Genomic DNA, 24730 nt, shown 5'->3' with positions numbered 1-24730 from the left:
GCACACGGCAGGAGGGTATTCACATGCTGATGAAGACCAAGCGCGCCGACACCGGCGCGCCGGGCGGGGTTCCGCGGGGCAGGCACGGCTGGCAGCGGCGCATCGAGGAACTCGACCCGGTCCGGGATCACCAGGAGATCCATCGCATCACGGCGGGCTACGAGTTTCCGTGGGACTACCAGCGGTCCCTCGAGTTCGCGCTGTTCCGGACGTACTGCGTCCCCACCATTTCGGAACTGTTGCAGCGCACCGGTGAGTTCGAGAAACGACCGCAGAAGCGGTATGACGACACCGCTCTGCTGATGGCCGAACTCGTCGAGCACGGCTACGACTCCGAGCGCGGCATCGAATCGCTGCGCGTCGTGAATCGCATGCACGGCAAGTACGACATCGACAACGACGACATGCTGTACGTGCTGACCACCTTCATCTATGAGCCGATCGACTGGATCGACCGCTTCGGTTGGCGGCGGCTGACTCCGAACGAGCGTCTCGCGTGTTTCCACTTCTACCGTCAGGTGGGAATCCGAATGGGAATCAAGAACATTCCCGAGAGTTTCGAGGACTTCTACCGGTTCAAGGCCGAGTACGAGCGGAAGCATTTCCGGTACACCGACGATAACCATCGTGTCGGCACGTACACGCTGAAGCTGTTCTGTTCCTGGTTTCCGGCACCACTCCGGCCGCTCGTCGCGCAGGGGGTCTACGCCCACCTCGACCCGATGATGCTGTCAGCGTTCGGGTTTCCCGCTGCCCCGATCTGGCTGCAGAACGCGTCCCGCCGTGCGCTGGGGGCCCGTGCGAGGTTCGTGCGGTTCCTGCCGCCACGCCGGGAGTCCAAGGCCGCACGGGATCGGCGCAACCGGAGCTACCCCGGATACCCGGTGGGCTACCGTCCCCGTGACCTGGGAGCGGACAACGACAATCATCGCGGAGCCCGTCGACGGGCGGCGTGACGGCTGTGTCCCTGGGCGATTCGTCCAGGGACACGGCCTCAGTGGCCCAGTAGTACCGCCGTCATCAGGGTGTGGAGACGCGCACGCGACTCCTCGCGGGTGTCGAAGTGGACCAGTCGGCCGATGTCGAGAACCAGACCCAGCGCCGCGTGTACCAGGAACCGCGCCTCCGGAGCCGAGAGTTCGGTGCGCACGGCGGTCACCAGGTGGACCCACTCCTCGACGTGCAGGCGCTGCACGTTGCGGAGATTGGTCCGCTCGTTCTTCGGGAGGTTCCCGATCTCCGCGAAGTACACCGACAGCACTTCCGGGTTCCCGAACGAGAGTTCCAGGTAGGACTCGGCGAGTTTGCGGAGCGCATCCTCGGGGCCGGTGGCGGTGGACAGCGCCGCCGAGGTGGCCACGGCCAGCCGGTCGGACGCGCGGTAGAACACCGCTGCGAGAAGGTCGGCCTTGCTGGGGAAGTGGCGGTACACGCTCGACGCGTTGATGCCTGCCGCGGCGCCGATTTCTTCGATGCTCGAGTCGTGGTAGCCGTGCCGGTCGAAGATCTTCACGGCCTCGTTGATCAGCAACTCGCGCTTGGACGTCACCGCCAGGCCGCGTACCGCACCTGCGCCCGCGTTCTTTCCTTCGGTCGGGACGGCGGGAGGCAGTGTCGCGCGCAGGATCGATTCGCACGCAGACTTCAGAAGCGCGTCGAGTCGGCGCGTCGCGAGAGTGGTGCGATGTGCGCTGATGCTCCCCATCACGCTCAGCGTCGACGCCCCCAGCGTCGTCGCGTCGACGGACGTGAGTTCGGGGCGCAGTTCCCGCAGGGGGCCTGCCACGCACTGGGTGACGTGAACGAAGACGTCGCGGATGCGCGTGCGATCCTCGGCCTCGAGGTACCGGCCCTCCCAGCGGTAGAGTCCGGCGACCTTGCGGTTCTCGATGGTGTTCGCGACGAGTGCGGAGATCAGATGATCGAGTCGGTCTCCGGGCTCGAGTTCGGCAACGCCGTCCAGCGCGCCGTCCGCTGCCGCCTGCAGTGCGTCGGCAGTCGTGGTGGCGGCGTGTACGAGCAGGGCGTACTTGTTGGGGTAGTGCCGGTAGAGAGCGGGGCCGGAGATCCCGATGGTGGCAGCGATCTCGTCGACGCCGACCGCGTGGTAGCCGCGCTCGCTGAAGGCCTCGGCGGCGACGTTCGCGATCTGGGCCTTGCGATTCTTCGGGCGACGGCGGATCGGCCGCTCGGTGGCGGCACCGGCCGCCGTGCTGGTCCGAGCCACGGTCACCTCCAGTAATCGGCAGTCATCTGCCAGTTTAACTGTCGATGATCTTAACCGAGACTTTCGCATCGTCGGGTCGGCTGAGGGTTGCGTGCGGTGAAAGCGTCACGCCACATTCGCGGAAATTGCCGGTGAATCTGGTTGCGGCGTCGTCGTAGAGGTATTGACACGTGAGGAACGCGCAGAATAAGTTAACCGCAATTCGCATGTGTCCGCGGTCTCCTGACGGTCGTGCGCTCCTGGATGTCACATTTCGAACTATCGGAGGTAGCTGGATCATGAGTGCAACCCGGCAGAGCGGGCAGGCATTGATCTTCGACGCGATCAGAACCCCTCGTGGACGGGGCAAGAGCAACGGTGCCCTCCACGGCACCAAGCCCATCGACCTGGCGGTCGGGTTGATCGAGGAGATCCAGGTCCGGAATCCGAATCTGGACCCGGCACTGATCGACGACATCGTGCTCGGCATCGTGTCGCCGCTGGGTGAACAGGGCGGCGTGTTTCCGCGGGTCGCGGCGCTGGCTGCCGGACTGCCCGAGACCGTCGCGGGTGTCCAGATCAACCGCTTCTGCGCCTCCGGGCTCGAGGCCGTCAACCTCGCCGCACAGAAAGTGGCCTCCGGCTGGGAAGACTTCGTTCTCGCGGGTGGCGTCGAATCCATGTCGAAGGTTCCCATGGGATCGGACGGCGGTGCATGGGGACTCGATCCGGCGACCAACTACGACACGTACATGGTGCCGCAGGGGATCGGCGCCGACCTCATCGCGACCCTCGAGGGGTTCGGTCGCACCCAGGTCGACGAGTTCGCGGTTCGCTCACAGGAACTGGCGGCCGACGCCTGGGCTGACGGACGGTTCGACCGTTCGGTCGTTCCGGTGCGGGATCGCAACGGTGTCGTCGTCCTCGACCGGGACGAGCACATGCGGCCCGGCGCCACCGTCGAGGGCCTGTCGGCGCTGACGCCGTCGTTCGCCGCGCTCGGGGAGCAGGGCGGATTCTCCGCCGTGGCACTGCAGAAATATCACTGGGTGGAGCGGATCGACCATGTCCACCACGCCGGCAACTCGTCCGGGATCGTCGACGGTGCCTCCCTGATGCTCATCGGTAGCGCCGAAGCCGGTGAGCGCGCGGGCCTCGCGCCGCGCGGCCGGATCGTGTCCACGGCAGTCATCGGCTCCGAGTCGACGATCATGCTCACCGGTCCCGCGCCGTCGGCGCGCAAAGCGCTGGCGAAGGCCGGACTCGACGTCTCCGAGATCGATCTGTTCGAGATCAACGAGGCCTTCGCCTCCGTGGCGCTGAAGTTCGCCAAGGACCTCGAGATCCCGCTCGACAAGGTGAACGTGAACGGTGGCGCCATCGCGATGGGCCACCCCCTGGGCGCTACCGGCGCAATGATCCTCGGCACGTTGCTCGACGAACTCGAACGCCGGGGCAAGCGTTACGGCCTGGCCACCCTGTGCGTCGGCGCGGGCATGGGCATCGCGACCGTCGTCGAACGCATCCAGCACTGACCACAGGAGAAGCGAACAGCATGACTGACAGCACAATTCGGTACGAGAAGGACGCCGACGGAATCGTCACCCTCGTTCTCGACGACCCCGCCCAGTCCGCGAACACGATGAACGAGGGGTTCATCGTGTCCCTGGGCGAGGTCGTCGACCGCTTGACCACCGAGCGCGACACCATCGCCGGGGTCGTGGTGACCTCCGCGAAGAAGACCTTCTTCGCCGGCGGCGACCTCAACGACATCCTGAAGTCCCGCGCGGGACAGGCCGAGGCGGTGATGGCGAACGTCGACCGCATCAAGGAACCACTGCGCAGGCTGGAGACGCTGGGCAGGCCCGTCGTCGCGGCCATCGGTGGCGCCGCCCTCGGCGGCGGACTCGAGATCGTACTCGCCACCCACCATCGGATCGCGCTGAATGCCGCAGGCGTGCAGATCGGGCTCCCCGAGGTGACGCTCGGTCTCCTTCCCGGCGGGGGCGGCGTGGTCCGGACGGTGCGCCTGCTCGGAGTCGTCCCCGCTCTCACCCAGGTTCTCCTGCAGGGACAGCGCCACACAGCGGAGAAGGCGCACGGTCTCGGCCTGATCGACGAACTCGTGGACGACGTCGATCACCTGGTGCCGGCGGCGAAGAAGTGGATCGCCGACAACCCCGACGCAGTGCAGCCGTGGGACGTGAAGGGGTACCGGATTCCGGGTGGAACTCCCGCATCCCCGGCACTGGCCGCAAATCTTCCCGCCTTCCCCGCCAATTTGCGGAAACAGCTCAAAGGCGCGCCCTATCCGGCTCCGATCGCGATCATGAGCGCTGCCGTCGAAGGCGCGCTCGTCGACTTCGACACGGCTCAGAAGATCGAGAACCGCTACTTCGCCGGGCTGGCGACGGGGCAGATCTCGAAGAACATGATCCGCGCGTTCTTCTTCGACCTGCAGAAGGCCAACAGTCTGGTGAAGCGGTACGGCGGAGCCGGCCGCGCACCTGTCGGCACGGTCGCGGTGCTCGGCGCGGGGATGATGGGTGCCGCCATCGCGTACGTGTGTGCCGAGTCGGGCATGAACGTGGTGCTGAAGGACGTGAGCCCGGCCGCGGCCGAGAACGGCAAGGCGTACTCGAAGACTCTTCTGGACAAGGCTGTCGCCAAGGGCCGGACGTCCCCCGAGAAGGCCGAATCGATCCTCGCGCGGATCCTCCCTACCGACAGGCCCGAGGACACCGCGGGCGCCCAGCTGGTCATCGAGGCCGTGTTCGAGGACCCGGCCGTGAAGAACACGGTGTTCGCCGAGATCGACGGCTTCATCGCACCCGACGCACTGCTCTGCTCCAACACGTCGACATTGCCGATCACCCTCCTCGGCGAAAACGTCTCGCGCACCGAGGACTTCATCGGCCTGCACTTCTTCTCGCCGGTCGACAAGATGCCCCTCGTCGAGATCATCAAGGGGGAGAAGACGAGTGACGAGGCTCTCGGACGCGCGCTCGCCGTGGTCCGGCAGATCGGCAAGACTCCGATCGTCGTCAACGACAGCCGCGGGTTCTTCACCAGCCGCGTCATCGGTACCTTCACCAACGAGGGCATCGCGATGCTCGGCGAGGGCGTCTCCCCGGTGTCGATCGAGCAGGCGGCGTCGCAGGCCGGATATCCCGCTCCCGTCCTCGCGTTGATGGACGAACTCACGCTCACTCTGCCCCGCAAGATCCGCGAGGAGACGAAGGCCGCGGTACTTGCCGAAGGGAAGACCTGGGAGCCACATCCGGCGGATGCCGTCGTCGATCGCATGATCGACGAATTCGGCCGCAAAGGCCGCTCCACAGGCGCCGGCTTCTACGAGTACGCGGACGGTAGACGGATCGGATTGTGGTCCGGGCTCGAGACGTTCCGGCGCGACGGTGCGCACACCGAGATTCCGTTCGAGGACATCAAGGAGCGAATGCTGTTCATCGAGGCCGTCGAGACGGTCCGCTGCCTGGAAGAGGGGGTCCTCGAATCGACCACCGAGGCCAATGTCGGTTCCATCCTCGGCATCGGCTATCCGGGCTGGACCGGTGGCGTGGCCCGCTACATCGACCAATACCCGGGTGGGATCCAGGGATTCGTCTCGCGTGCGCAGCTGCTGGCTGCGCGGTACGGGGACCGATTCCTCCCACCCCAGCTACTGCTGGACAAGGCCGCCGCGGGCGGCACGTTCGAAGAGGTGAACTGACATGAGGACGAAATTCACCGAGGCCTTCGGTGTCGAGCACCCGATCGTCCAGGGTGGCATGATGTGGGTCGGCCGTGCCGAACTCGTCGCGGCCGTCGCCGATTCGGGGGCGCTCGGATTTCTCACCGCGCTCACCCAGCCGACTCCCGAAGATCTCGTCGCGGAGATCGCCCGCACGCGGGAGCTCACCGACAAACCGTTCGGCGTGAATCTCACCATCCTCCCGTCGATCAATCCGCCGCCGTACGCCGAGTACCGCCAGGCGATCATCGATTCCGGAATCGGCATCGTCGAGACCGCCGGCTCCAATCCGGTGGACCACCTCCCGCACCTCAAGGACGCGGGGATCAAGGTGATCCACAAGTGCACCAGCGTGCGGCACGCGGTGAAGGCGGAACAGGTCGGTGTCGACGCCGTCAGCATCGACGGCTTCGAATGCGCAGGCCACCCCGGTGAGGACGACGTCGCGGGCCTGATCCTGATCCCGGCCGCCACCCGAAAGCTCACGATCCCCGTGATCGCGTCCGGCGGTATCGCGGATGCGCGCGGTCTCGTCGCAGCGCTCGCACTCGGCGCCGACGGCGTGAACATGGGCACCCGATTCAACTGCACCGTCGAATCCCCGGTTGCACACGCCGTCAAGGAACAGATCGTCGCCAACACCGAACGCGACACCGAACTCATCTTCCGTTCCCTTCGCAACACCGCCCGCGTCGCGACCAACGCGGTCAGTACCGAGGTGGTCGACATCGAGTCCCGTGGCTGCGAATTCGCCGACATCCAGCATCTCGTCGCCGGAGCCCGGGGGCGCACGGTGTTCGAAGCGGGCGATCTCGACGCCGGAATCTGGACCGCGGGACAGAGTCAGGGCCTGATCGACGACATCCCGACCGTGCGCGAGCTCGTGACCCGGATGGTCACGGAGGCGGAATCGATCATCACCGGACGGCTCGCGCGCACGGTCGACTCGCGCATCGGAGCAGTGTCGTGACCGCCCCGGCGGTCGACGGGCTGCGCGTCGTCAACGAGGCCGGGATCCTCCGGATCACGATCGACCGCCCCGACCGGATGAATGCCCTCGACCTGGCACACATGACGGCGCTGGGCGACGTGCTGACCGCAGCCGCCACGGACTCCACTGTTCGCGTCGTGGTCATCGCGGGCGCGGGCAAGGCGTTCAGCACGGGCGCGGACCTCGCGGCGGCCGCCGCGGCCGGAGGCCGGGAAGCACCCGCGGAGGTGGTGATGGACTCCGCGAACAGGGTGGTTCGTGCCATCGTCGAGTTGCCGGTTCCGGTCATCGCGCAGGTGAACGGGGCGGCCGCGGGGGTCGGGGCGTCCATCGCTCTGACTGCCGATCTGACGTATGCCTCCGAGACCGCGTATCTACTCCTCGCGTTCGTCAACATCGGGCTGATGCCCGACGGCGGTTCCAGCGCGCTGATCGCGGCGTCCATCGGCCGGGCGCGGGCCACCCGGATGGCTCTCCTCGGCGAGCGCCTACAAGCCGCGGAGGCGGAGCGGGAGGGCCTGATCGCGGGTGTCCTCCCTCCCGACGAACTCGGCACGCACGTCGATGCCGTGGCGGCCCGGCTGGCTAATGGTCCGAGGCGGGCCATCGAACTCACCAAGCGGGCACTCACCGCAGCGACGCTGACAGCTCTGGATGCAGCACTCGACCGCGAGAAGGCGGGCCAGGCGGAACTGCTGCACGCCCCCGACTTCGTCGAAGGGGTTACCGCCATGCTCGCGAAACGCGCTCCGAACTTCCGGAACTGATGCGAATTGCGGTTAACAAGACTGTTCCGATAGACGTCGAGATCTGTAATACTCGTCACAGCTCGGTGCAGGTCCGAACAGGCACACGGGCGCCGGGCACGAGTACAGCGAAGGGACCACCACCACATGTCGTCACGTAGCGAGCTGCTGGAGCAGCCACTGCAATCCCGCCGCAACCACTGGAACAACTGGGTTGCGTCACACGCGGAGATGAAGCCCGATCAGGCCGCGTTCCGCTTTCTCGGCCACAGTACGACCTGGCGCGAATTGCACGACCGATCAGAGGCGCTCGCCGGCGCACTGTCCCGGCGCGGTGTGAACTTCGGCGACCGTGTCCTGCTGCTCACCCTCAACCGCACCGAGTTCTTCGAAGCGGTTCTCGCGATCAATGCCCTCGGTGCCATCGCGGTCCCCATCAACTTCCGGCTCACCCCGCCCGAGGTCGCGTTCATCGCCCGCGACTCGGGGGCCCGTGCGGTGTTCACCGAGCCCGCGCTCGCGCCGCTGGTCGCCGCGGTGCGTCAGGACGTTCCCGAACTGAGCCTGGTCGTGAACATCGGCGCCGACACGGAAGCCGACGTGCTCGGTTACGAAGAACTCGTGTCGGAGGCCGGCCCGGCGTATGCGCCCGTCGATCTGCCCGAGGACACACCGTCCCTGATTCTCTACACGTCCGGAACGACGGGTACACCCAAGGGTGCGGTGTTGTCGCACTCGAACATGGTCGGACAATCCATCACCTGCATCCGCGCGATGCGCTACGACCGCGGCGACGACATCGGATTCCTCGCGTCCCCCGTGTTCCACGTGGCCGCACTCGGTTCCGTCGCCCCGATGCTGATGCTCGGCAGCACCACGGTGATTCACCCGCTCAAGGCGTTCAACCCCACCGAGATGCTCGACGTGTGGGAGCAGGAGCGGATCACGACGGTGTTCCTCGTGCCGGTGCAGTGGCAGGCCGTCTGCGCCGACCCGACCGTCCGGGGTCGCGATCTCGCCCTCCGCGTCATCAGCTGGGGTGCGGCGCCCGCCTCGGATACGGTGCTGCGCACCATGGCGGACACGTTCCCGCAGGCGCTCATCGTCGCGGTGTTCGGGCAGACCGAGATGTCGCCCATCACCTGCGTGCTCGACGGGGACGACGCGATCCGCAAGCTGGGTTCGGTGGGCAAGCCGATCCCGACGATCCAGACGCGCGTCGTCGACGACGACATGAACGACGTCGCGCCCGGGACCGTCGGCGAAATCGTCTACCGCGGACCGACGATGATGCTCGAGTACTGGCAGAACCCGGCCGCCACGGCGGACGCATTCGCCGGTGGGTGGTTCCACTCCGGAGATCTCGTGCGGCAGGACGACGAAGGATTCGTCTACGTCGTCGACAGAAAGAAGGACATGATCATCTCCGGCGGCGAGAACATCTACTGCGCCGAGGTGGAGAACGTCCTGTTCGGACACCCGCGGATCCGGGAGGCCGCCGTCGTCGGCCGGCCCGATCCCAAGTGGACCGAGGTGCCCGTCGCCGTCGTCGCACTCGACGACGAGGGATCCGACCTGACCGTGGACGAACTCGCGGCGTGGCTCGACGGCAAGCTCGCCCGGTACAAGCACCCGAAAGACGTCGTGATCGTCGACGCACTTCCCCGCAACGCCAGCGGCAAGGTCGTCAAAGGCGAACTCCGAAAGGCCCACGGCGCAACCGGCGTCGCGGTCGTCTGACCCCGTATCGAACATCTCGAGGCCGGTCGCCGCTCAGCGGTGACCGGCACCGGGGGAGGACCGCGTGACATTCGAGTTGCCACCCGCCAAAGGGCCCGTGAGTCATTTCGCCAACGAAGTCGGCGCACTCATCGGATTCTCGATCGCGACTACGGTGGCCGCGGTGCGAGTTCTGGTGCGGCGCAAACTGGCCTGGCGGGAACTGCTGGACCAGGCCTGGCGGATCGCGTCGGTCACCTCGGCGCCCGCCCTGCTGTTGATGATCCCCATCGGAGTCCTCATTGCCGTCACGATCGGTAGCCTCGCCGGTCAGCTCGGCGCCGAGGGGTACACCGGGGCGGTCGTGGGGTTCGTGATCGTCGGGCAGGCGTCCGCCCTGGTCTGCGCGCTGATGCTGGCCGGCGTCGGAGGGTCCGCGATCTGCGCCGACCTCGGCTCGCGGACGATCCGCGAAGAGGTCGAGGCCATGGAGGTACTCGGGCTCAACGTGATCGAGCGGCTGGTGGTCCCGCGAGTGCTCGCAGCGGTGATCGTCGGCGTCGCACTGTGCGCGATGGTCACCGCCGTCGGAGTGTCGGCCTGCTTCCTCTTCCAGGTGGTCGTCCAGAACAGTTCGGCGGGAAGCTTTCTCACCGCATTGTCCCAGTACACGCGGTTGTCGGACTTCGTGGTCGCCCTCGTCAAATCGATGGCGTTCGCGGTGACGTCGGCGCTCGTCGCCAGCTTCAAGGGGCTGCACGCCAAGGGCGGGCCCAGCGGTGTCGCCGACGCCGTCAACGAGGCCGTGGTCCTGGCCTTCATCCTGGTCTTCATCGTCAACACGGTGCTCAGTCAGCTCTATTCCGTTCTCGTCGTCCCGGTAGGTGGTTACTGATGGTCGTGAGCACCAGATGGCCCGCCGTGCACTGGGTGCGGGCCCGGTCCCGCCAGCCCCTCGACCTGATGACGGGGCTGGGCCGGGAATTCACGTTCTACGGCAGCGTGATCGCCGGAGTTCCCCTCGCGATCGTGAAGTACTGGCGGCACATCATGCGTCAGATCGGCGACATCAGTTTCGGCGGTGCCACGCTGCTCGCCGGCGGCGGAGCGATCGGCGTCGTCTTCGCGATGTCCGCCGTCGCCGCGACGCAGGTGGGCATCGAGGGGCTGCGCGGACTGGACCTGCTCGGCATGGGATCCCTGTCCGGACTTCTGTCAGCGATCCTCAACACCCGCGAACTGGCGCCCGTGATCGCCAGCATCGCGCTCGCGGCGAAGGTCGGAACCGGGTTCACCGCCCAGCTCGGAGCCATGCGCATCTCGGAGGAGATCAGCGCGCTGGACGCGATGGCGATCCGGTCGCTGCCGTTCCTCGCGAGCACACGACTCGTCTCGTGCCTGATCTGTGTGATCCCGTTGTACATCGTCGGCCTGCTGTCGTCGTACCTGGCTTCGCGGCTGGTGATCGTCACGTTCGGCGGGCAGTCGGCCGGAACCTACGACTACTACTTCCATCTCATGCTCACACCCACCGACGTCGTGTACTCGTTCGTCAAGGCTGTCGTGTTCGCGACGATCATCGCGCTCGTCCACTGCTCGTACGGGTACCACGCGTACGGCGGCCCGGAGGGCGTCGGCCGTGCGGCCGGACGCGCCTTGCGGACCAGCATCCTCGCCATCGGCATCGTCGACCTGCTGCTGACACTCTCACTGTGGGGACTCGTCCCGTCCGCCCCCGCCCTGGGGTTGCCGTGATGCGCGGCCGCCCGGGGGGACCGGGCAACGGCGCACTCGCCGTGCGGGGGGTGATCGGAGTGGCCGTCCTGATCCTGGGATCGGCATTGCTGGTCGGTTTCGGCACCGGTGCGATCGTCACCGATCCAGTGGTGACAGCGACGCTACCGGCCGACGCCGGTGCAGTGAAGTCGCACACCACGGTGTCCTACAAGGGGGCGACCGTGGGGACCGTGTCGAGTGTCGACCCCGGAATGAACGAGACGGGTATGGACATCAGTCTCCGTCCGGAACAGATGCGTCACATCCCGGCGTCCGTCCAGGTGCGGGTCGTGCCCCGCACGCTGTTCGGCGACCAGACCGTCGAGCTGGTGTCGACCGCCGGAACCGGGGGCGCCCGACTCGAGGCCGGCGCGCGGCTGCAACCCGACACCTCGGCAGAGACCGTGCAGATGTACGACCTGTACTCGAAGGTCTACGACATGCTGTCGCGGGTGAAGCCCGAGCAGATGCAGGCCGCACTCAGCGCCGTCGCGGACGCGTTACGCGGCCGCGGCGAGCAGTTGGGGCACACCATCGACAGCCTCCACACGGTGGCGACATCGACCGCGCCGCTCGTCGAGTCGGTCGCGGAGCGGGCGCCGCAGATCGCCCGGATCAGTGAGCAGCTGGCCGCGGCCGCACCGGACGTCCTCGCCACCATGGACGCGGCGGTGTCCCTGTCGAGCACTCTCGTCGAGAACACCGACAGCTTCACCGGTTTCCTCGCCGCCTCACTCGTCGTGTCGAGGAACTCAGGCGACGTACTGGAACAGAACGCGGACAACATGATCGCGGTGGCCCTGAACGTCGCGCCGACCCTGGGCACCATGGCCAGCAAGTCCGATCTGCTGCGGGCCACCCTCGACGAGGCAGGCCCGTTCGGCGAGGCCGGCGCCGCCGTCTTCTCCACCGGCAAGTTCGCGGTCCGCGTTGCCGCGGACCTGTCCAACCCGCGGCCCTACACGTCGGCCGACTGCCCGCGGTATCCCGGCGTGGACGGACCGAACTGCGGGGGAGGTGGCGGAGGATGAGCGTCCGGAACTCGGCAATCAAACTGGCGATCTTCGCCGTTCTCGGCATCCTCTCGGCCGTGCTCGTGGTGAACACTCTGCGGGTGCCGGTCGAGGGGCAGACCGTGACGTACAAGGCGTTGTTCACCGACGCCCAGGGGGTCACTCCCGGCAGCGACGTCACGATCGCCGGCGTGCGGGTGGGACGCGTCGATTCGATCGACATCGTCGACGGCGACGCCGGAAGTGCTACCGCCCTGGTGGACTTCGAGGTCCAGCGCGATCAGGAACTGCCCGCCGACACCACCGTCGCCATCCGATACGGCGACCTGCTGGGGGTCCGGTATCTCGATCTCGCGGCCGGGCCGTCGGGCGAGGGCACGCTCGGGGAGGGCGACACGATCCCGCTCGACCGAACGTCGCCCGCACTCGATCTCACCAGTCTCTTCAACGGATTCAAGCCACTGTTCGACGCCATCGACCCGAAACAGGTCAACGCACTCGCCACCGAAGTCGTCGCCGTGTTCGACGGCAGGAAGACGAGCATGGAAACCCTGCTGCGCAGGGTGGCCGACGTCACCGGCAACCTGGCGAATCACGACCAGCTGATCGGCGATCTCATCCGAAACCTCGAGGTGGTGGTGGGCACGGCGGCGGCGCGGGGTCCCGAGCTGTCCCACCTCGTCGACAGCCTCACCCAGTTCACCGGAATGCTCGCCGAGAACAACGAGGTTCTCATGGACACCCTCGATCAGAGTGCGGCGGTGAGCCGCTCGGCGCTGCAGATCGTGGACGGGCGCGTCCCGGAACTCAGCCGCACCGTGCAACAGCTCCATTCGCTGACGGGGGCGATGCTGGGCGCCAACCCGGAATTCGATCACCTGATGGTGGCCATGCCGCAATTCTTCTCGTCCGTCGACCGCTCGGGCTCGTACGGCTCGTGGCTCAACATCTACCTGTGCACCTTCATCGTCAACGTCGACGGTCGCGAAGGCGCCCTCGGTCCCGACCTGCATTCGAGGTACTGCCAATGAGTGTCACCGAAAAGGTGCGCGACGTCTGGGACTCGCTGGCCGGAAATCAGCGAGTGCGGCCCGTCAACCCGCTGATCGTCGGGATCGCAGGAATTCTCGCGGCAACACTGGCGCTGGCGCTGGTTCTGGTGATCCCGCGGGTGAGCTTCGCCGTGCGGACCGACGGCTACACGGCCGAACTCGCGAACGCGGCGGGCCTGACCGATTCGGACTACGTGTACGTGGCGGGTGTCCCCGCCGGCCGGGTCACCGGAGTGGACCTGGCGGGCGATCACGTGGTCGTCCACTTCCGGCTCGACGGTGAACGTCACCTCGGATCGACGACGTCCGCGGGGGTGAAGCTGTCGACCATCCTCGGCAAGCGATATCTGGACGTGGCACCGTCGGGGCCGGGAGACCTCGAGGACGACGGGGTGATTCCACTCCGCCGCACCAGCGTTCCGTACTCACTCGACGACATCGGGTCGTCCGCGATCGAGACGGCGGACGAACTGGATCTCGGGGGACTGCAGAAGATGCTCGCTGTCGTGACGGACACGTTGCCGCAGGACGCGAACCTCAACCGGGAGGCACTGGCGGGTGTGAGTGCGGCGTCCGCGATCCTGGCGAAGAACGCCGATCAGGTCACGCAGCTACTCGACAGCTCGCGGACCCTCACTGACGTGCTGGTCGGTCAGCAGGATCAGCTCACCACCCTGCTCGGCAACGCGGACGTCGTGATGAACACGCTCGCCACCCGGCGTGCGGCCATCCGCCAGATGGTCGACGATCTCCAGGCGCTCGTCGCACAGGCATCCCAGTTCCTGGGCGAGAACACCGCCGAGCTGGATTCACTGCTCGCGAACGCGAGACAGGTGACGGACCGGCTGCAGGCCAACCTCGCGAACCTCGACGCGCTCCTGACCACGGGTGCGCCGGCCGCGAGGGCACTCGTGAACGCGACCGGGACCGGTGACTGGGCCGACGTCTCGGCGCCGTCGGCCGTGATCGCCGACAACCTGCTCTGCGTCGTCGGGCTGATCACGGGGTGCTCGTGAACGCGGGCATCGCGCGCAGGGCCGCCGGGATCGGCGGCGTGCTCGCCCTCGTGGTGGCGATCGTCGTGGCCGGCTGGCTGCTGATCTTCCGCACCTCGTCCACCGTCGTGCATTCCGAATTCGCCTACGTCAACGGCGTGTTCCCCGGCACCAAGGTCTCGGTGCTCGGTGTTCCGGTGGGCACCGTCGAGGCGGTCGAGCCGAGAGGTGCGACCGTGATGGTCACGATGTCCGTCGCGTCGGACGTCGTGCTGCCCGCGGACGCGAACGCGTACGTGCTGGTGACGTCCGCGATCGGTGAGCGCTTCGTGGAACTCGGTCCCGCGTACACCGGCGGCCCGGTGTTCGAGAGTGGGCAGACCATTCCACCCGAACGCAGTCATTCGCCCATCACCTGGGACCAGTTGATGGACAGCGTCGACACCGTCGTCGAGGCGCTCGGCCCGGACGGAGGCGACGCCGGCGCCGCGATCTCCGCTGCCGCCGCGTCCACGGACGGCCTCGGTCCCGCGATGAACGACGCCATCCGCACACTGTCGCAGGCGAGTTCGGTGATCGCAGGCAACAGCGCGGACGTCGGCGCGCTCGTCGACAACCTCGAGGTGCTCGTGAACACGATCTCGTCGCGTCAGGCGCAGGTCGATTCACTCGCCGGTTCGCTCACCGCGATCGGGGACGAGTTCGCCGGCCAGCAGTTCGCGATCGGCGACACGGTGAACCAGTTGTCCGCGCTGCTGAACCAGATCGACCAACTCGTGTCCGCCAGGGGCGGCGACGTCGCCGCAGGCATCGACAACCTCGCCGGAGTGAGCGAGGTGCTGCAGAGGCACGACACCGACCTCGCCGAGATCATGGATCTGGTGCCCTTGCTGATCGACAACATTCAGCGCGCGGTCACCCCGGACCAGCGCGCCCGCATCCGGCTGAACATCTCCACCAACCTGGCGCAGGCCGAGCCGACGTCCCCGCTCTGCGCGGTAGTCGATCCGATCCTCTGCCGCGGAGCGGGAATCACCAACCCGATTCAATTTCCGCCCAGCATGTCCGACCCGTTCGGGTTGCGCGAACTCATGGTCGGAGGACGATGACGATCCGGACGAAAACGAAGTCGCTGACGGCGGCGCTGATCGTCGGTGTGACGCTGCCCGCCGCAGGGTGTTCGCTGAGCCTGCAGGATCTGTCGGTGGGCCGTTCGCCGGACGGTCCGTCGTATCAGATCTCCGCGCAGTTCGGCGGAGTCGATCGCGTGGTCCCAGGCGCCGAGGTCCGGGTGGGTCAGGAGGTGGTGGGCCGCGTCTCGGACGTGTCGACCCGGGACTTCACCGCTCACATCGAGATGCGGATCCGCGACGACGTCCCGATACCGCGGGATGCGACGGCCCGGATCGAATTGCCCACGGCCCTCGGCAATCCCTTCGTCCGGCTCGACGTCGGGCACGCGGCGGGCGCGCCGATGAGCGAGGGCGACACCATCCCCTTGGATCGGACGTCGCGCGGTCCCGACATCGAGAGCGGCCTGGCCGCGCTGGCCACCGTGCTGAACGGCAGCGGCATCGACCAGATGCACGCCATCATGAACGAATTGACCGTCGCCTTCACGGGCCGCTCGGACAAGGTCCGGGAACTGGTGGACATGCTGAACGACACACTGGGCGTCGTCGACGACCATCGGGACGAACTCGACCGGGCGATGGTGGCGTCCAACGCCTTCGCGGCGGAACTCGCCGCGGGGCAACCGACCCTCGATCGGGCAATGACCGGCCTCGCGCCTGCAGTGGATCTCCTGGTCTCGCAACGAGATCAGATCGTCGCGCTGATGGGGGAGGCGTCCCGTCTCAGTCGCGAGGCACAGCACGTCCTCGGCAGCGCCGGATCCGAACTGTCGGCCGAGATCAGCGACGCGGGAGCCGTGCTCACGGCACTCGACGGGTTCGAGTCACAACTCGCGCCGACGTTGAATTCGGTGGCGACGTTCCTCGGCGGATTCGCCGCGGCCACACCCGGCGACTACACGACGTTCGACGGAACGTTCGACGTCACCGCCGTCATCGCCAAGTTGCTCACCGGATCGGCTCCGCTCGAGGTGCCGGAAGCCCGCACGCTGCCCGAGGTACTCGGCGGAGGCGTCCGATGATGACACGTCACGTGGTGGCGCAGTTGGTCCTGTTCCTCGTGATCTCGATCGCCGCGATGCTGTTCGGGCTGCGGTACGTCGCCGGCCCGGACACGTTCGAAAGTCCCATTCACCTGAGTGCCCGGCTCGACCACGCCGCCGGCCTCGCCCAGGGAGCGTCCGTCAATTATCGCGGCGTCGGAGTGGGCACGATCAGCTCAGTCGACGTGAACCCCGAAGGGACGGGCGTCGTCCTCGGCATCGAACTGCATCCCGGAACCCGGGTGCCTGCCGGTTCGACCGCGAAGATCACCACCGAGAACGCGATCGGCATCCAGGCGCTCGACATCATGCCCGACGGCGCGGACCCGCCGTACCTCGCGGACGGCGACGTCGTCGAGGTTCCGGAGGAAGGAATCCCGCGCTCGCTCGACGCGACCCTCGTCGAAACCACCAACCTCGTGAACTCGATGGACGTCACCGCTCTGTCGTCGCTGGCCGACACGTTCGGCACCGCCTTCGGGGGCACGGGACCCGACCTGCAGAACCTGCTCGACGGTTCCGCCGAGATCGCCCGGACACTCGAAACCCGCACCGACGCATTGTCGACCATCGTGAACAAGGGCATGCCGCTCCTGGACACCGCGGACGGCCTCACCGCCGCTCTGCCGGAATCGGCGAGCACCGCCCGGAGCGTCCTCGAACAGTTGCGGGCCCACGACTCCGCGCTCGTCGACCTGCTCGGGCGCTCGCCGCAGACGATGGCCAGCCTGGACTCGTTGCTGTCGGGAAATCGGGACTCACTGGGCGCCCTGATGGCGAATCTGGTTCTCCCCACCCGGATCGTCGGTGACCGCACACCCTCCCTCGAGTACGGCCTGACGATCATGCCCGGCGCGCTGCCGAAGATCGCGTCGATCGAGAAGGGCGGACTCGCCGACCTTCTCCTGGTCGGAACGCAGGGGCCGATGTGCGTGTACGACGCCCCGCGCCGTCTGGTGACCGACGCGGAACCGAGTCAGCCCGCCCTGGATTGGACGTGCCAGTCGCAGCAGTACCTGGAGCAGCGGGGCGCCGTGAACGTTCCACGACCGGACGACCTGGGTCAGGAGAACGCGACGAGGAACGGCGGCGTCTACGGACCGCCGGCCGCGGACGATCCGCTGGTGATCGAACCCCCACTCACGGGGCACACCCCGCGCTAGGTCCGCGCACGAGCCGAGGAGAGAACATCGATGAGTAGACCGACGGGTGACGCGGCGGCCGGCGTCGACACGGCCGGCCGTATCAGGAGACTCACCCAGGCCGCACTCAATGCCGACGTCACGATCGGCCGCGTCGACGGGGTGGCACACGAGATCGGGACGTCCCTCGACGAATTCGCCCGCGTGCTGGGCAGGTTCGACGCGTTGCTGGACAGGTTCGCCGACGGCCTCGACACCTTCGCCGGCACGGTCCGGTCGGTGGACGGCGTCGTCGGGTCGCTGGCGGCAACGGAGCAGGACCTCGACGAGCTACTGCTGCGCGTCGGCAGGATCGTCGAGACGGTCGACTGGCTGCTGACGCCTGCAACGGCGGTACGTCACCGGTTGGCGGGCATCAGACTCTTCTGAACTCGGGGGGATGAGAGGGGGCTACGCCGGGTTGCCCGCGGCCCGGCGATAGCCGCGCACCGCGGGGTAGGTGAAGATCAGCAGCCCGGCAAGCGACCATGCGACGGTCTTGAGCAGTGGTTCCGCGACGGGTCCGCCCATCGACAGTCCCTTCATCGCGTCGATTGCGCACGACATCGGCTGGTTCTCCACGAACGGCTGAAGCCAGGTGGGGTAGGCGCCGGTGGGTACGAATCCCGAGTTGAAGAACAGCAGAAGCGTGCACAGCAGGGAGAGGAGTTCGACGAGCGGCGCCTTCGCCGCGTTGACGGCGAGTGCGGTCACCATCGTCGCGAAACTCACCCCGAACAGCAGCGGCAGCAGCATCAAGGCGATACCGGCGAGAATCCCCTGATCGAACCGGAACCCGATGGCGAAACCGACGGCGATGATCAGCACCGTGGTGAGCACGATCCGCACGGATTCGGCCATCAGACGGCTCAGCAGGCCCGACGCGCGGTGGACGGGCAGCACCCAGAACCGGCTCAGAAGCCCGTCCGCCCATTCCTTCTTCAGCGACAGACCGCCCGCGATGGATCCGAACATCGCGCCGACGAGCGTGATCATCGGAACGGTCCCGTACACGCTGTTGACCCCGGTGGCCTTGGTGATCGAGATCCCGAGCACCGCCCAGAACATCAGCAACATCAACGACGGGTACACGATCGCCTGAAGCATGGTGTACGGGTCGCGCGCCCAGCGGAGAAGAAGTCGTCTGGTCTGCAGCAGGCTGTGTGAGAAGAGCGCGGCGAAGGAGTTCTCCGGGTGGGGTTCGAGCACCTCGGGGAATGTCACCGTCGCCGGTGTGTCGGATCGGTACTCGGTGGTCATCCGCGCCTCACATTCGACCAGATCGACAACGGAATGAAGACCAGTGCCAGCCCTCCGCACCACAACAGGGTGGGTGTCAGCTGCTGGAACGTGATCGTGCCTTCCGTCATGGCACGCATGGACGAGGAGAACTGCGAGATGGGCTGATTCCGCACGAAGCCCTGTGCCCACTCCGGGAACTGCGTCACCGGAACGAAACCCGAGGAGAACATGCCGAGGATCAACTGGGGGAGTGTCAACGCCTGACTGGTGACCTCGGGGCTCCGGGTCAGGGTGCCGAGTGCGTCGGCGCCCGTCGTGAGCGTGAACCCGATCAGCATCGCCAGACCGCAGAACGCCGCGGTCAGCGCGAAGCCGCCTGCGAACCGGAAGCCGATCGCATATCCGTATCCGATCGCGGCGACCAGAGAGATCGTCGAGTGCACGAGGCACGCGGTCATGCGCGATGCCAGTGGGACCGCCGCCCCGACCGGCATCGTCTGGAACCGGGCGTTCATTCCGTTCGACGCCTCGGTGGCCGCGCGGTGCGCCGCCGAGATCGCGGTGAACGCCATGGCCTGCAGGACGATGATCGGCATGACGAACTGCGCGTAGTCGATGCCCTGGAACTTCATCACCAGGCGCAGCGGTAGGTAGAAGCCGATGGTGAAGATCAACGGCGCCAATACCGCGATGAAGAACTGACCGAATACCCACATCGTGTGCAGGTTCCGCTGGGACAGCGCAATCCACTGCTGGACGGTCGAGGGATGTGGTCGCCGGTGCCTGCCCTCGAGGGCACTCTCGAATCCGAGCTGGGCGGGCGCCGTCACGACGGCAGGCTCTCGTCGACGCGGACGTGACCGGTGAGGGAGAGGAAGACGTCGTCGAGGGACGGGCGCCGCAGGGCGATGTCGGCGAGTGTGACCCCGGCGAGGTCGAGGCGGCGCAGAACCTCGGCGAGGGTCTGGGCGCCGTGTTCGGCGGGAATCGACAACCGGTCGGTGCCTTCTTCGATGACCCGGCCGGGTGGGCACAGGCTCGTGAGGATCTCCCGGACGCGCGGCAGGTCGTCGAGACTCACCGGGACGACCTCGCAATAGCTTCCGCCGGTCCGGGCCTTCAGTTCGTCGGCCGTGCCCTCGGCGATCACGGTGCCCTTGTCGATGACGACGATGTTGTCGCTCAGCAGGTCGGCCTCTTCGAGGTACTGCGTGGTCAGCAGGATCGTGATGCCCTGCTCCTTCAGCGCGGACACGAGGGACCACACGCCCTGACGGCTGCGGGGGTCGAGGCCGGTGGTGGGCTCGTCGAGGAACACCACCTCGGGGCGGATCACCAGGCCACAGGCGATGTCGACCCGCCGGCGCATACCTCCGGAATATCCGGACACCTTCCGGTCGCCGGCCTCGATCAGATCGAACTGTGTCAGTAGGTCCTGCGCGCGCGATTTCGCGGACGCCTTGGGCAGGCCCATCAGGCGGCCGAAGAGCACCAGATTCTCGCGGCCGGTCAGCGACTCGTCGAGTGCGGCGTACTGGCCCGTCATCATGATGCTGCGACGGACGTTCGCCGACTCCTCGACGACGTCGTGGCCGGCGACGAACGCGCGGCCCGCATCGGGTCGCAGCAGAGTGGACAGCACGTTGACGGTGGTGGTCTTCCCTGCGCCGTTGGGGCCCAGGATGCCCAGGACCGTGCCGCGGGGCACCTCGAAGCTCACACCCCGCAACGCTGCTACGTCACCGAAGGATTTCTCGATTCCCTCGACAAGAACGGCGGTGTCAGCTGCTGGCATGTCCCGAGTATGTCACGCGAAGAGGGTGATCAAGGCAGACCGGGGAACACCTTCGCGTCCGAGGAACGGGAGGGGAAATCTTCTGTAACGCGTGAAGACAGGTACGCGATGAATGCCGGACGTCTGTACCACTTCGGCCTCGGCGAGCACCGCGGAAACCCGTCCCGTCCGGCCGGAAGGTCGTGCTGTGCCGCGACGTTCCGGCTCCGGGGATGTGCCACACGGCAATTCGGGTCGCTTCCGCGAACTCCAGGACGAATGTGACCTTCGACATGCGCCTTTCGCGTTCTACCGCGGCGTGACCCACGTCGTGATGTCGGCGTGGACCACTTCTACCCCTTGTCCGTCGAAAATGCGCACCGGCACGACGACGTCGGCGCCCGCGGTGATCGCGGTGAAGTCCGGCAGGTCCGGCAGTTCCGCGACGGCGCGCAGCGTTCCGTTCGCCTTGGCGAGGTAGTCGACCGTCATCGATTTCGGGATCCACCGGTGGGTCGAGGGCACGGTCGCCTCGGACAGCATGCCCATGGCGGCCTCGGCGAGATTGCACGCCGCGATCGCGTGGAACGTGCCCAGGTGGTTGCGGACGCCCCACCATTTCGGGGCGCGGACCTCGCAGCGGCCGGGCCGCATCTCGACGACGCGGGGGAGTACCGAGCCGAAGTAGGGGACGCGGAGACACATGCCGACGGAGAAGAGGGCATGTCCGAGCGCGTTGTCGGGGAGCTTCTGCCACGCGGCGTACGTGGGACTCGAGGTCGTCATCGCCACATCTTACTTCAGAGTAAGTTCGGGCGATGGCGGGAGGGATGGAGCCCGGTTTGAAGTCTCCCGCCTGGTACGGCATACTGGTCGGGTTGCCTTGTCTGGGACGCGATCGTTTGCGGCCCGAAACAGGTGGGGTGAAACGTCGCGGTGTAGATCACTATGACCTGCTCGCGGCCACATGCAAGACGGAAGCAGTACCTACTGGCACTCGAATTCGAGTGCATCCGGTACGCGTTCCCGGCCCGAAAAGCTGAAAAGTTCCGGGTCGGAGAATGAGTGGGAGGGCGACACGCCCGACCGCGTGTACCGGAGAACCATGACAGATGAACAGCGGCAGCGGATCGGGTGTGTCCCGGTCGCCTAGCGTTCGGACAGTTGCGGCCCAGGTAAGGGACTGTGCAGACGAGGTAGTTCGGCCCGACTCGGGTGGGACTACGAAACGCGGCAAGAAAAGGACACTAAGCGTGGCGGGACAGAAGATCCGCATCAGGCTCAAGGCCTACGACCATGAGGCGATCGACGCGTCAGCGCGCAAGATCGTCGAGACGGTGACCCGTACCGGGGCCCGCGTCGTTGGACCCGTGCCGTTGCCGACCGAAAAGAACGTGTACTGCGTCATCCGCTCGCCGCACAAGTACAAGGACTCGCGCGAGCACTTCGAGATGCGTACTCACAAGCGGCTTATCGACATCCTCGACCCGACGCCCAAGACGGTTGACGCGCTCATGCGCATCGACCTTCCGGCCAGCGTCGACGTCAACATTCAGTGAGCGCGGCGGAGACAAAAACAATGACTGATACCAAGATCAAGGGAATCCTGGGCACCAAGCTCGGCATGACCCAGGTCTTCGACGAGAACAACCGGGTCGTTCCGGTCACCGTCGTGAAGGCCGGACCGAACGTCGTGACCCAGATTCGTACCGAAGAGCGTGACGGCTACAGCGCCGTGCAGCTCGCGTTCGGCGCCATCGACCCGCGCAAGGTGAACAAGCCGACTTCCGGCCAGTTCGCCAAGGCCGGCGTCACCCCGCGCCGCCACGTTGTGGAGCTCCGCGTTGCCGACACCTCGGAGTACGAGGTCGGCCAGGAACTTACCGCCGAGGTCTTCGAGGACGGCGCCTACGTCGACGTCACCGGAACCAGCAAGGGTAAGGGCTTCGCCGGAACCATGAAGCGCCACGGCTTCGCCGGTCAGGGTGCATCGCACGGTGCGCAGGCCGTTCACCGTCGCCCCGGTTCCATCGGTGGTTGCGCCACTCCGGGCCGCGTGTTCAAGGGCATGCGCATGTCCGGCCGCATGGGTAGCGACCGCATCACGACGCAGAACCTCTCCGTTCACAAGGTGGACGCCGAGAACGGCCTGCTGCTGATCAAGGGTGCGATCCCCGGCCGCAAGGGTGGCCTCGTGATCGTCAAGAGTGCAGTGAAGGGTGGTGCACGAGCATGACCAGCACCGAGACATCGACGACCAAGCTGACGCTGGACGTCAAGGTCGCCGGCGGCAAGACCAACGGCACCGTCGATCTCCCCGCGGAGATCTTCGACGCGCCTGCCAACATCGCGCTTCTCCACCAGGTTGTCGTCGCGCAGCTCGCTGCTGCACGCCAGGGCACCCACGCCACCAAGACCCGCGGCGAGGTTCGCGGCGGTGGCAAGAAGCCGTACCGCCAGAAGGGCACCGGCCGCGCTCGTCAGGGCTCGACCCGTGCACCGCAGTTCGCCGGCGGTGGCACCGTCCACGGCCCGCAGCCGCGCGACTACAGCCAGCGGACCCCCAAGAAGATGAAGGCCGCCGCCCTGCGCGGAGCCCTCTCCGACCGGGCCCGCAACGAGCGCATCCACGTGATCACCGAACTGGTTGCCGGTCAGACTCCGTCCACGAAGACTGCCCGCACCTTCCTCGGCGAGATCTCGGATCGCAAGAAGGTCCTGCTCGTCGTCGGACGCGAGGACATCGCGGCCTGGAAGAGCGTGCAGAACCTGGACGGCGTGCACCCCATCGCACCCGACCAGCTCAACACCTACGACGTGCTCAACAGCGATGACGTCGTGTTCAGCGTCGAGGCGCTGAACGCGTTCATCCACGGGCCCGCCGAGACCGCCCAGGAAGAGAACAAGGAGGAGGGCAAGTGAGCACCATCGCCGATCCCCGCGACATCCTGCTCGCCCCGGTCATCTCCGAGAAGTCCTACGGACTGATCGAGGAAGGCACCTACACCTTCCTGGTGCACCCGGACTCGAACAAGACGCAGATCAAGATTGCCGTCGAGAAGATCTTCGGCGTCACCGTGACCAGCGTCAACACCGCCAACCGTCAGGGCAAGCGCAAGCGGACCCGGTTCGGTTACGGCAAGCGCAAGGACACCAAGCGCGCGCTCGTGACCCTCTCGGCCGACAGCAAGCCCATCGAGATCTTCGGAGGACCGGTCGCGTAAAGCGCCCGGGACTTGACGAGACATAGAGGACGAGAAGACTCATGGCAATCCGTAAGTACAAGCCGACTACCCCGGGCCGTCGTGGCTCGAGCGTCTCGGACTTCGCCGAGATCACTCGGTCGACCCCCGAGAAGTCGCTGGTTCGCCCGCTCCACGGACGCGGTGGACGTAACGCACACGGTCGTATCACCACCCGGCACAAGGGTGGCGGACACAAGCGCGCCTACCGGCTGATCGATTTCCGTCGCAACGACAAGGACGGCGTGCCGGCCAAGGTCGCTCACATCGAGTACGACCCCAACCGCACCGCGCGTATCGCCCTGCTGCACTACGCGGACGGCGAGAAGCGCTACATCATCGCCCCCAAGGGCCTGGTTCAGGGTGCTCCGGTCGAGTCCGGCGCAGGCGCCGACATCAAGCCCGGCAACAACCTGCCCCTGCGCAACATCCCGACGGGTACCACCATCCACGCGGTGGAACTCCGCCCGGGTGGCGGCGCCAAGATGGCCCGCTCGGCCGGATCCAGCATCCAGCTGCTCGGTAAGGAAGGCACGTACGCCACGCTGCGTATGCCGTCCGGCGAAATCCGTCGTGTCGACGTTCGCTGCCGCGCCTCGATCGGTGAGGTCGGCAACGCCGAACAGTCGAACATCAACTGGGGCAAGGCCGGCCGTATGCGCTGGAAGGGCAAGCGCCCGACCGTCCGTGGTGTCGTGATGAACCCGGTCGACCACCCGCACGGTGGTGGTGAGGGTAAGACCTCCGGTGGTCGCCACCCGGTCAGCCCGTGGGGCAAGCCCGAGGGCCGCACCCGCAAGAACAAGGCGAGCGACAAGCTCATTGTCCGTCGTCGCCGTACCGGCAAGAACAAGCGCTAGGAGGGA

25 protein-coding genes are annotated in these 24730 nt (G+C 66.7%); 20 read left to right on the top strand and 5 right to left on the bottom strand.

Annotation, left to right across the window (positions count from 1 at the left end; genetic code table 11):
* Window positions 1-23: 23 nt before the first annotated feature.
* A complete protein-coding gene (locus tag OYT95_RS05990) occupies window positions 24-956 on the top strand; it encodes an oxygenase MpaB family protein (RefSeq protein ID WP_268790976.1) in 933 nt (310 codons plus the stop codon).
* A 38-nt stretch (window positions 957-994) separates the two neighbouring features.
* Here OYT95_RS05990 and OYT95_RS05985 read toward each other — a convergent pair whose 3' ends face one another.
* Window positions 995-2233, bottom strand: a complete 1239-nt coding sequence (locus OYT95_RS05985; RefSeq protein ID WP_128639116.1) for a TetR/AcrR family transcriptional regulator — start codon at window positions 2231-2233, stop codon at window positions 995-997.
* Between the two features lie 272 nt (window positions 2234-2505).
* Here OYT95_RS05985 and OYT95_RS05980 point away from each other — a divergent pair, with 272 nt between their 5' ends.
* The 14 genes from OYT95_RS05980 to OYT95_RS05915 all read left to right on the top strand — a co-directional run bounded on the left by OYT95_RS05980 (window position 2506) and on the right by OYT95_RS05915 (window position 17996).
* Window positions 2506-3741 carry an acetyl-CoA C-acetyltransferase gene (locus OYT95_RS05980; protein WP_268790975.1) on the top strand — a complete coding sequence of 412 codons (1236 nt, stop codon included), beginning with the start codon at window positions 2506-2508 and terminating at the stop codon, window positions 3739-3741.
* A gap of 20 nt (window positions 3742-3761) precedes the next feature.
* Window positions 3762-5936, top strand: coding sequence for a 3-hydroxyacyl-CoA dehydrogenase NAD-binding domain-containing protein (locus OYT95_RS05975; RefSeq protein ID WP_268790974.1), 2175 nt, complete (start codon window positions 3762-3764; stop codon window positions 5934-5936).
* A 1-nt stretch (window position 5937) separates the two neighbouring features.
* On the top strand, window positions 5938-6927 hold the full coding sequence (locus tag OYT95_RS05970) for an NAD(P)H-dependent flavin oxidoreductase (RefSeq protein WP_268790973.1): 990 nt from the start codon (window positions 5938-5940) through the stop codon (window positions 6925-6927).
* On the top strand, window positions 6924-7715 hold the full coding sequence (locus OYT95_RS05965; RefSeq protein WP_268790972.1) for an enoyl-CoA hydratase: 792 nt from the start codon (window positions 6924-6926) through the stop codon (window positions 7713-7715). The genes OYT95_RS05970 and OYT95_RS05965 overlap by 4 nt, the downstream gene beginning before the upstream one ends.
* Before the next feature lie 126 nt (window positions 7716-7841).
* The gene (gene fadD5 / locus OYT95_RS05960) at window positions 7842-9434 is read left to right on the top strand and encodes a fatty-acid--CoA ligase FadD5 (RefSeq protein ID WP_268790971.1); all 1593 of its coding nucleotides are present in this window, start codon (window positions 7842-7844) and stop codon (window positions 9432-9434) included.
* A gap of 64 nt (window positions 9435-9498) precedes the next feature.
* Window positions 9499-10308 (top strand): MlaE family ABC transporter permease, encoded by an 810-nt coding sequence (locus OYT95_RS05955; RefSeq protein ID WP_005239607.1) that lies wholly within the window; start codon window positions 9499-9501, stop codon window positions 10306-10308.
* A complete protein-coding gene (locus tag OYT95_RS05950; protein ID WP_037244668.1) occupies window positions 10308-11168 on the top strand; it encodes an MlaE family ABC transporter permease in 861 nt (286 codons plus the stop codon). The genes OYT95_RS05955 and OYT95_RS05950 overlap by 1 nt, the downstream gene beginning before the upstream one ends.
* A complete protein-coding gene (locus OYT95_RS05945; RefSeq protein WP_128639112.1) occupies window positions 11168-12220 on the top strand; it encodes an MCE family protein in 1053 nt (350 codons plus the stop codon). The genes OYT95_RS05950 and OYT95_RS05945 overlap by 1 nt, the downstream gene beginning before the upstream one ends.
* Complete coding sequence (locus OYT95_RS05940) at window positions 12217-13233, top strand: MCE family protein (protein WP_128639111.1); 1017 nt, start codon at window positions 12217-12219, stop codon at window positions 13231-13233. Before OYT95_RS05945 ends, OYT95_RS05940 begins: the two co-directional genes overlap by 4 nt.
* Window positions 13230-14270 carry an MCE family protein gene (locus OYT95_RS05935; protein WP_268790970.1) on the top strand — a complete coding sequence of 347 codons (1041 nt, stop codon included), beginning with the start codon at window positions 13230-13232 and terminating at the stop codon, window positions 14268-14270. The genes OYT95_RS05940 and OYT95_RS05935 overlap by 4 nt, the downstream gene beginning before the upstream one ends.
* The gene (locus OYT95_RS05930) at window positions 14267-15358 is read left to right on the top strand and encodes an MCE family protein (RefSeq protein ID WP_268790969.1); all 1092 of its coding nucleotides are present in this window, start codon (window positions 14267-14269) and stop codon (window positions 15356-15358) included. The genes OYT95_RS05935 and OYT95_RS05930 overlap by 4 nt, the downstream gene beginning before the upstream one ends.
* Window positions 15355-16404: an MCE family protein gene (locus OYT95_RS05925; RefSeq protein ID WP_268790968.1), complete on the top strand. Its 1050-nt coding sequence runs from the start codon at window positions 15355-15357 to the stop codon at window positions 16402-16404. The genes OYT95_RS05930 and OYT95_RS05925 overlap by 4 nt, the downstream gene beginning before the upstream one ends.
* Complete coding sequence (locus tag OYT95_RS05920; protein ID WP_268790967.1) at window positions 16401-17588, top strand: MlaD family protein; 1188 nt, start codon at window positions 16401-16403, stop codon at window positions 17586-17588. The genes OYT95_RS05925 and OYT95_RS05920 overlap by 4 nt, the downstream gene beginning before the upstream one ends.
* Window positions 17589-17618: 30 nt before the next feature.
* Window positions 17619-17996, top strand: coding sequence for a hypothetical protein (locus OYT95_RS05915; RefSeq protein ID WP_112302216.1), 378 nt, complete (start codon window positions 17619-17621; stop codon window positions 17994-17996).
* Window positions 17997-18017: 21 nt separating this feature from the next.
* Here OYT95_RS05915 and OYT95_RS05910 read toward each other — a convergent pair whose 3' ends face one another.
* The 4 genes from OYT95_RS05910 to OYT95_RS05895 form a co-directional block, all read right to left on the bottom strand.
* A complete protein-coding gene (locus OYT95_RS05910) occupies window positions 18018-18866 on the bottom strand; it encodes an ABC transporter permease (protein ID WP_128639107.1) in 849 nt (282 codons plus the stop codon).
* Window positions 18863-19678, bottom strand: coding sequence for an ABC transporter permease (locus OYT95_RS05905; protein WP_112302218.1), 816 nt, complete (start codon window positions 19676-19678; stop codon window positions 18863-18865). Before OYT95_RS05905 ends, OYT95_RS05910 begins: the two co-directional genes overlap by 4 nt.
* On the bottom strand, window positions 19675-20643 hold the full coding sequence (locus OYT95_RS05900) for an ATP-binding cassette domain-containing protein (protein WP_112302219.1): 969 nt from the start codon (window positions 20641-20643) through the stop codon (window positions 19675-19677). The genes OYT95_RS05905 and OYT95_RS05900 overlap by 4 nt, the downstream gene beginning before the upstream one ends.
* 288 nt (window positions 20644-20931) lie before the next feature.
* Window positions 20932-21408 (bottom strand): hotdog fold domain-containing protein, encoded by a 477-nt coding sequence (locus tag OYT95_RS05895; protein WP_268790966.1) that lies wholly within the window; start codon window positions 21406-21408, stop codon window positions 20932-20934.
* 467 nt (window positions 21409-21875) lie between these two features.
* Between OYT95_RS05895 and rpsJ the strand changes: the two genes are divergently transcribed.
* The 5 genes from rpsJ to rplB are packed head-to-tail and all read left to right on the top strand — an operon-like array spanning window position 21876 to window position 24724.
* On the top strand, window positions 21876-22181 hold the full coding sequence (rpsJ, locus tag OYT95_RS05890; RefSeq protein WP_003938093.1) for a 30S ribosomal protein S10: 306 nt from the start codon (window positions 21876-21878) through the stop codon (window positions 22179-22181).
* A gap of 20 nt (window positions 22182-22201) precedes the next feature.
* A complete protein-coding gene (gene rplC / locus OYT95_RS05885) occupies window positions 22202-22858 on the top strand; it encodes a 50S ribosomal protein L3 (RefSeq protein ID WP_009479366.1) in 657 nt (218 codons plus the stop codon).
* Complete coding sequence (gene rplD, locus OYT95_RS05880) at window positions 22855-23544, top strand: 50S ribosomal protein L4 (RefSeq protein WP_037244693.1); 690 nt, start codon at window positions 22855-22857, stop codon at window positions 23542-23544. The genes rplC and rplD overlap by 4 nt, the downstream gene beginning before the upstream one ends.
* Window positions 23541-23846, top strand: a complete 306-nt coding sequence (gene rplW / locus OYT95_RS05875; protein WP_005239632.1) for a 50S ribosomal protein L23 — start codon at window positions 23541-23543, stop codon at window positions 23844-23846. Before rplD ends, rplW begins: the two co-directional genes overlap by 4 nt.
* Before the next feature lie 41 nt (window positions 23847-23887).
* Window positions 23888-24724, top strand: a complete 837-nt coding sequence (gene rplB, locus OYT95_RS05870; protein ID WP_005239633.1) for a 50S ribosomal protein L2 — start codon at window positions 23888-23890, stop codon at window positions 24722-24724.
* Window positions 24725-24730 lie beyond the last annotated feature (6 nt).

Source organism: Rhodococcus sp. JS3073 (assembly GCF_026810085.1).
Classification (GTDB): domain Bacteria; phylum Actinomycetota; class Actinomycetes; order Mycobacteriales; family Mycobacteriaceae; genus Rhodococcus_F; species Rhodococcus_F wratislaviensis.
This window is presented reverse-complemented; position numbering and strand designations above follow the sequence as displayed.

Excerpts from the sequence above, each read along its gene's own strand:
- OYT95_RS05990 (WP_268790976.1), top strand. The coding sequence starts at position 24 with ATGCTGATGAAGACCAAGCGCGCCGACACCGGCGCGCCGGGCGGGGTT.
- OYT95_RS05980 (WP_268790975.1), top strand. The coding sequence starts at position 2,506 with ATGAGTGCAACCCGGCAGAGCGGGCAGGCATTGATCTTCGACGCGATC.
- OYT95_RS05975 (WP_268790974.1), top strand. The coding sequence starts at position 3,762 with ATGACTGACAGCACAATTCGGTACGAGAAGGACGCCGACGGAATCGTC.
- OYT95_RS05970 (WP_268790973.1), top strand. The coding sequence starts at position 5,938 with ATGAGGACGAAATTCACCGAGGCCTTCGGTGTCGAGCACCCGATCGTC.
- fadD5 (WP_268790971.1), top strand. The coding sequence starts at position 7,842 with ATGTCGTCACGTAGCGAGCTGCTGGAGCAGCCACTGCAATCCCGCCGC.
- OYT95_RS05950 (WP_037244668.1), top strand. The coding sequence starts at position 10,308 with ATGGTCGTGAGCACCAGATGGCCCGCCGTGCACTGGGTGCGGGCCCGG.
- OYT95_RS05945 (WP_128639112.1), top strand. The coding sequence starts at position 11,168 with ATGCGCGGCCGCCCGGGGGGACCGGGCAACGGCGCACTCGCCGTGCGG.
- OYT95_RS05940 (WP_128639111.1), top strand. The coding sequence starts at position 12,217 with ATGAGCGTCCGGAACTCGGCAATCAAACTGGCGATCTTCGCCGTTCTC.
- OYT95_RS05935 (WP_268790970.1), top strand. The coding sequence starts at position 13,230 with ATGAGTGTCACCGAAAAGGTGCGCGACGTCTGGGACTCGCTGGCCGGA.
- OYT95_RS05925 (WP_268790968.1), top strand. The coding sequence starts at position 15,355 with ATGACGATCCGGACGAAAACGAAGTCGCTGACGGCGGCGCTGATCGTC.
- OYT95_RS05920 (WP_268790967.1), top strand. The coding sequence starts at position 16,401 with ATGATGACACGTCACGTGGTGGCGCAGTTGGTCCTGTTCCTCGTGATC.
- OYT95_RS05915 (WP_112302216.1), top strand. The coding sequence starts at position 17,619 with ATGAGTAGACCGACGGGTGACGCGGCGGCCGGCGTCGACACGGCCGGC.
- OYT95_RS05910 (WP_128639107.1), bottom strand. The coding sequence starts at position 18,866 with ATGACCACCGAGTACCGATCCGACACACCGGCGACGGTGACATTCCCC.
- OYT95_RS05900 (WP_112302219.1), bottom strand. The coding sequence starts at position 20,643 with ATGCCAGCAGCTGACACCGCCGTTCTTGTCGAGGGAATCGAGAAATCC.
- OYT95_RS05895 (WP_268790966.1), bottom strand. The coding sequence starts at position 21,408 with ATGACGACCTCGAGTCCCACGTACGCCGCGTGGCAGAAGCTCCCCGAC.
- rplC (WP_009479366.1), top strand. The coding sequence starts at position 22,202 with ATGACTGATACCAAGATCAAGGGAATCCTGGGCACCAAGCTCGGCATG.
- rplD (WP_037244693.1), top strand. The coding sequence starts at position 22,855 with ATGACCAGCACCGAGACATCGACGACCAAGCTGACGCTGGACGTCAAG.
- rplB (WP_005239633.1), top strand. The coding sequence starts at position 23,888 with ATGGCAATCCGTAAGTACAAGCCGACTACCCCGGGCCGTCGTGGCTCG.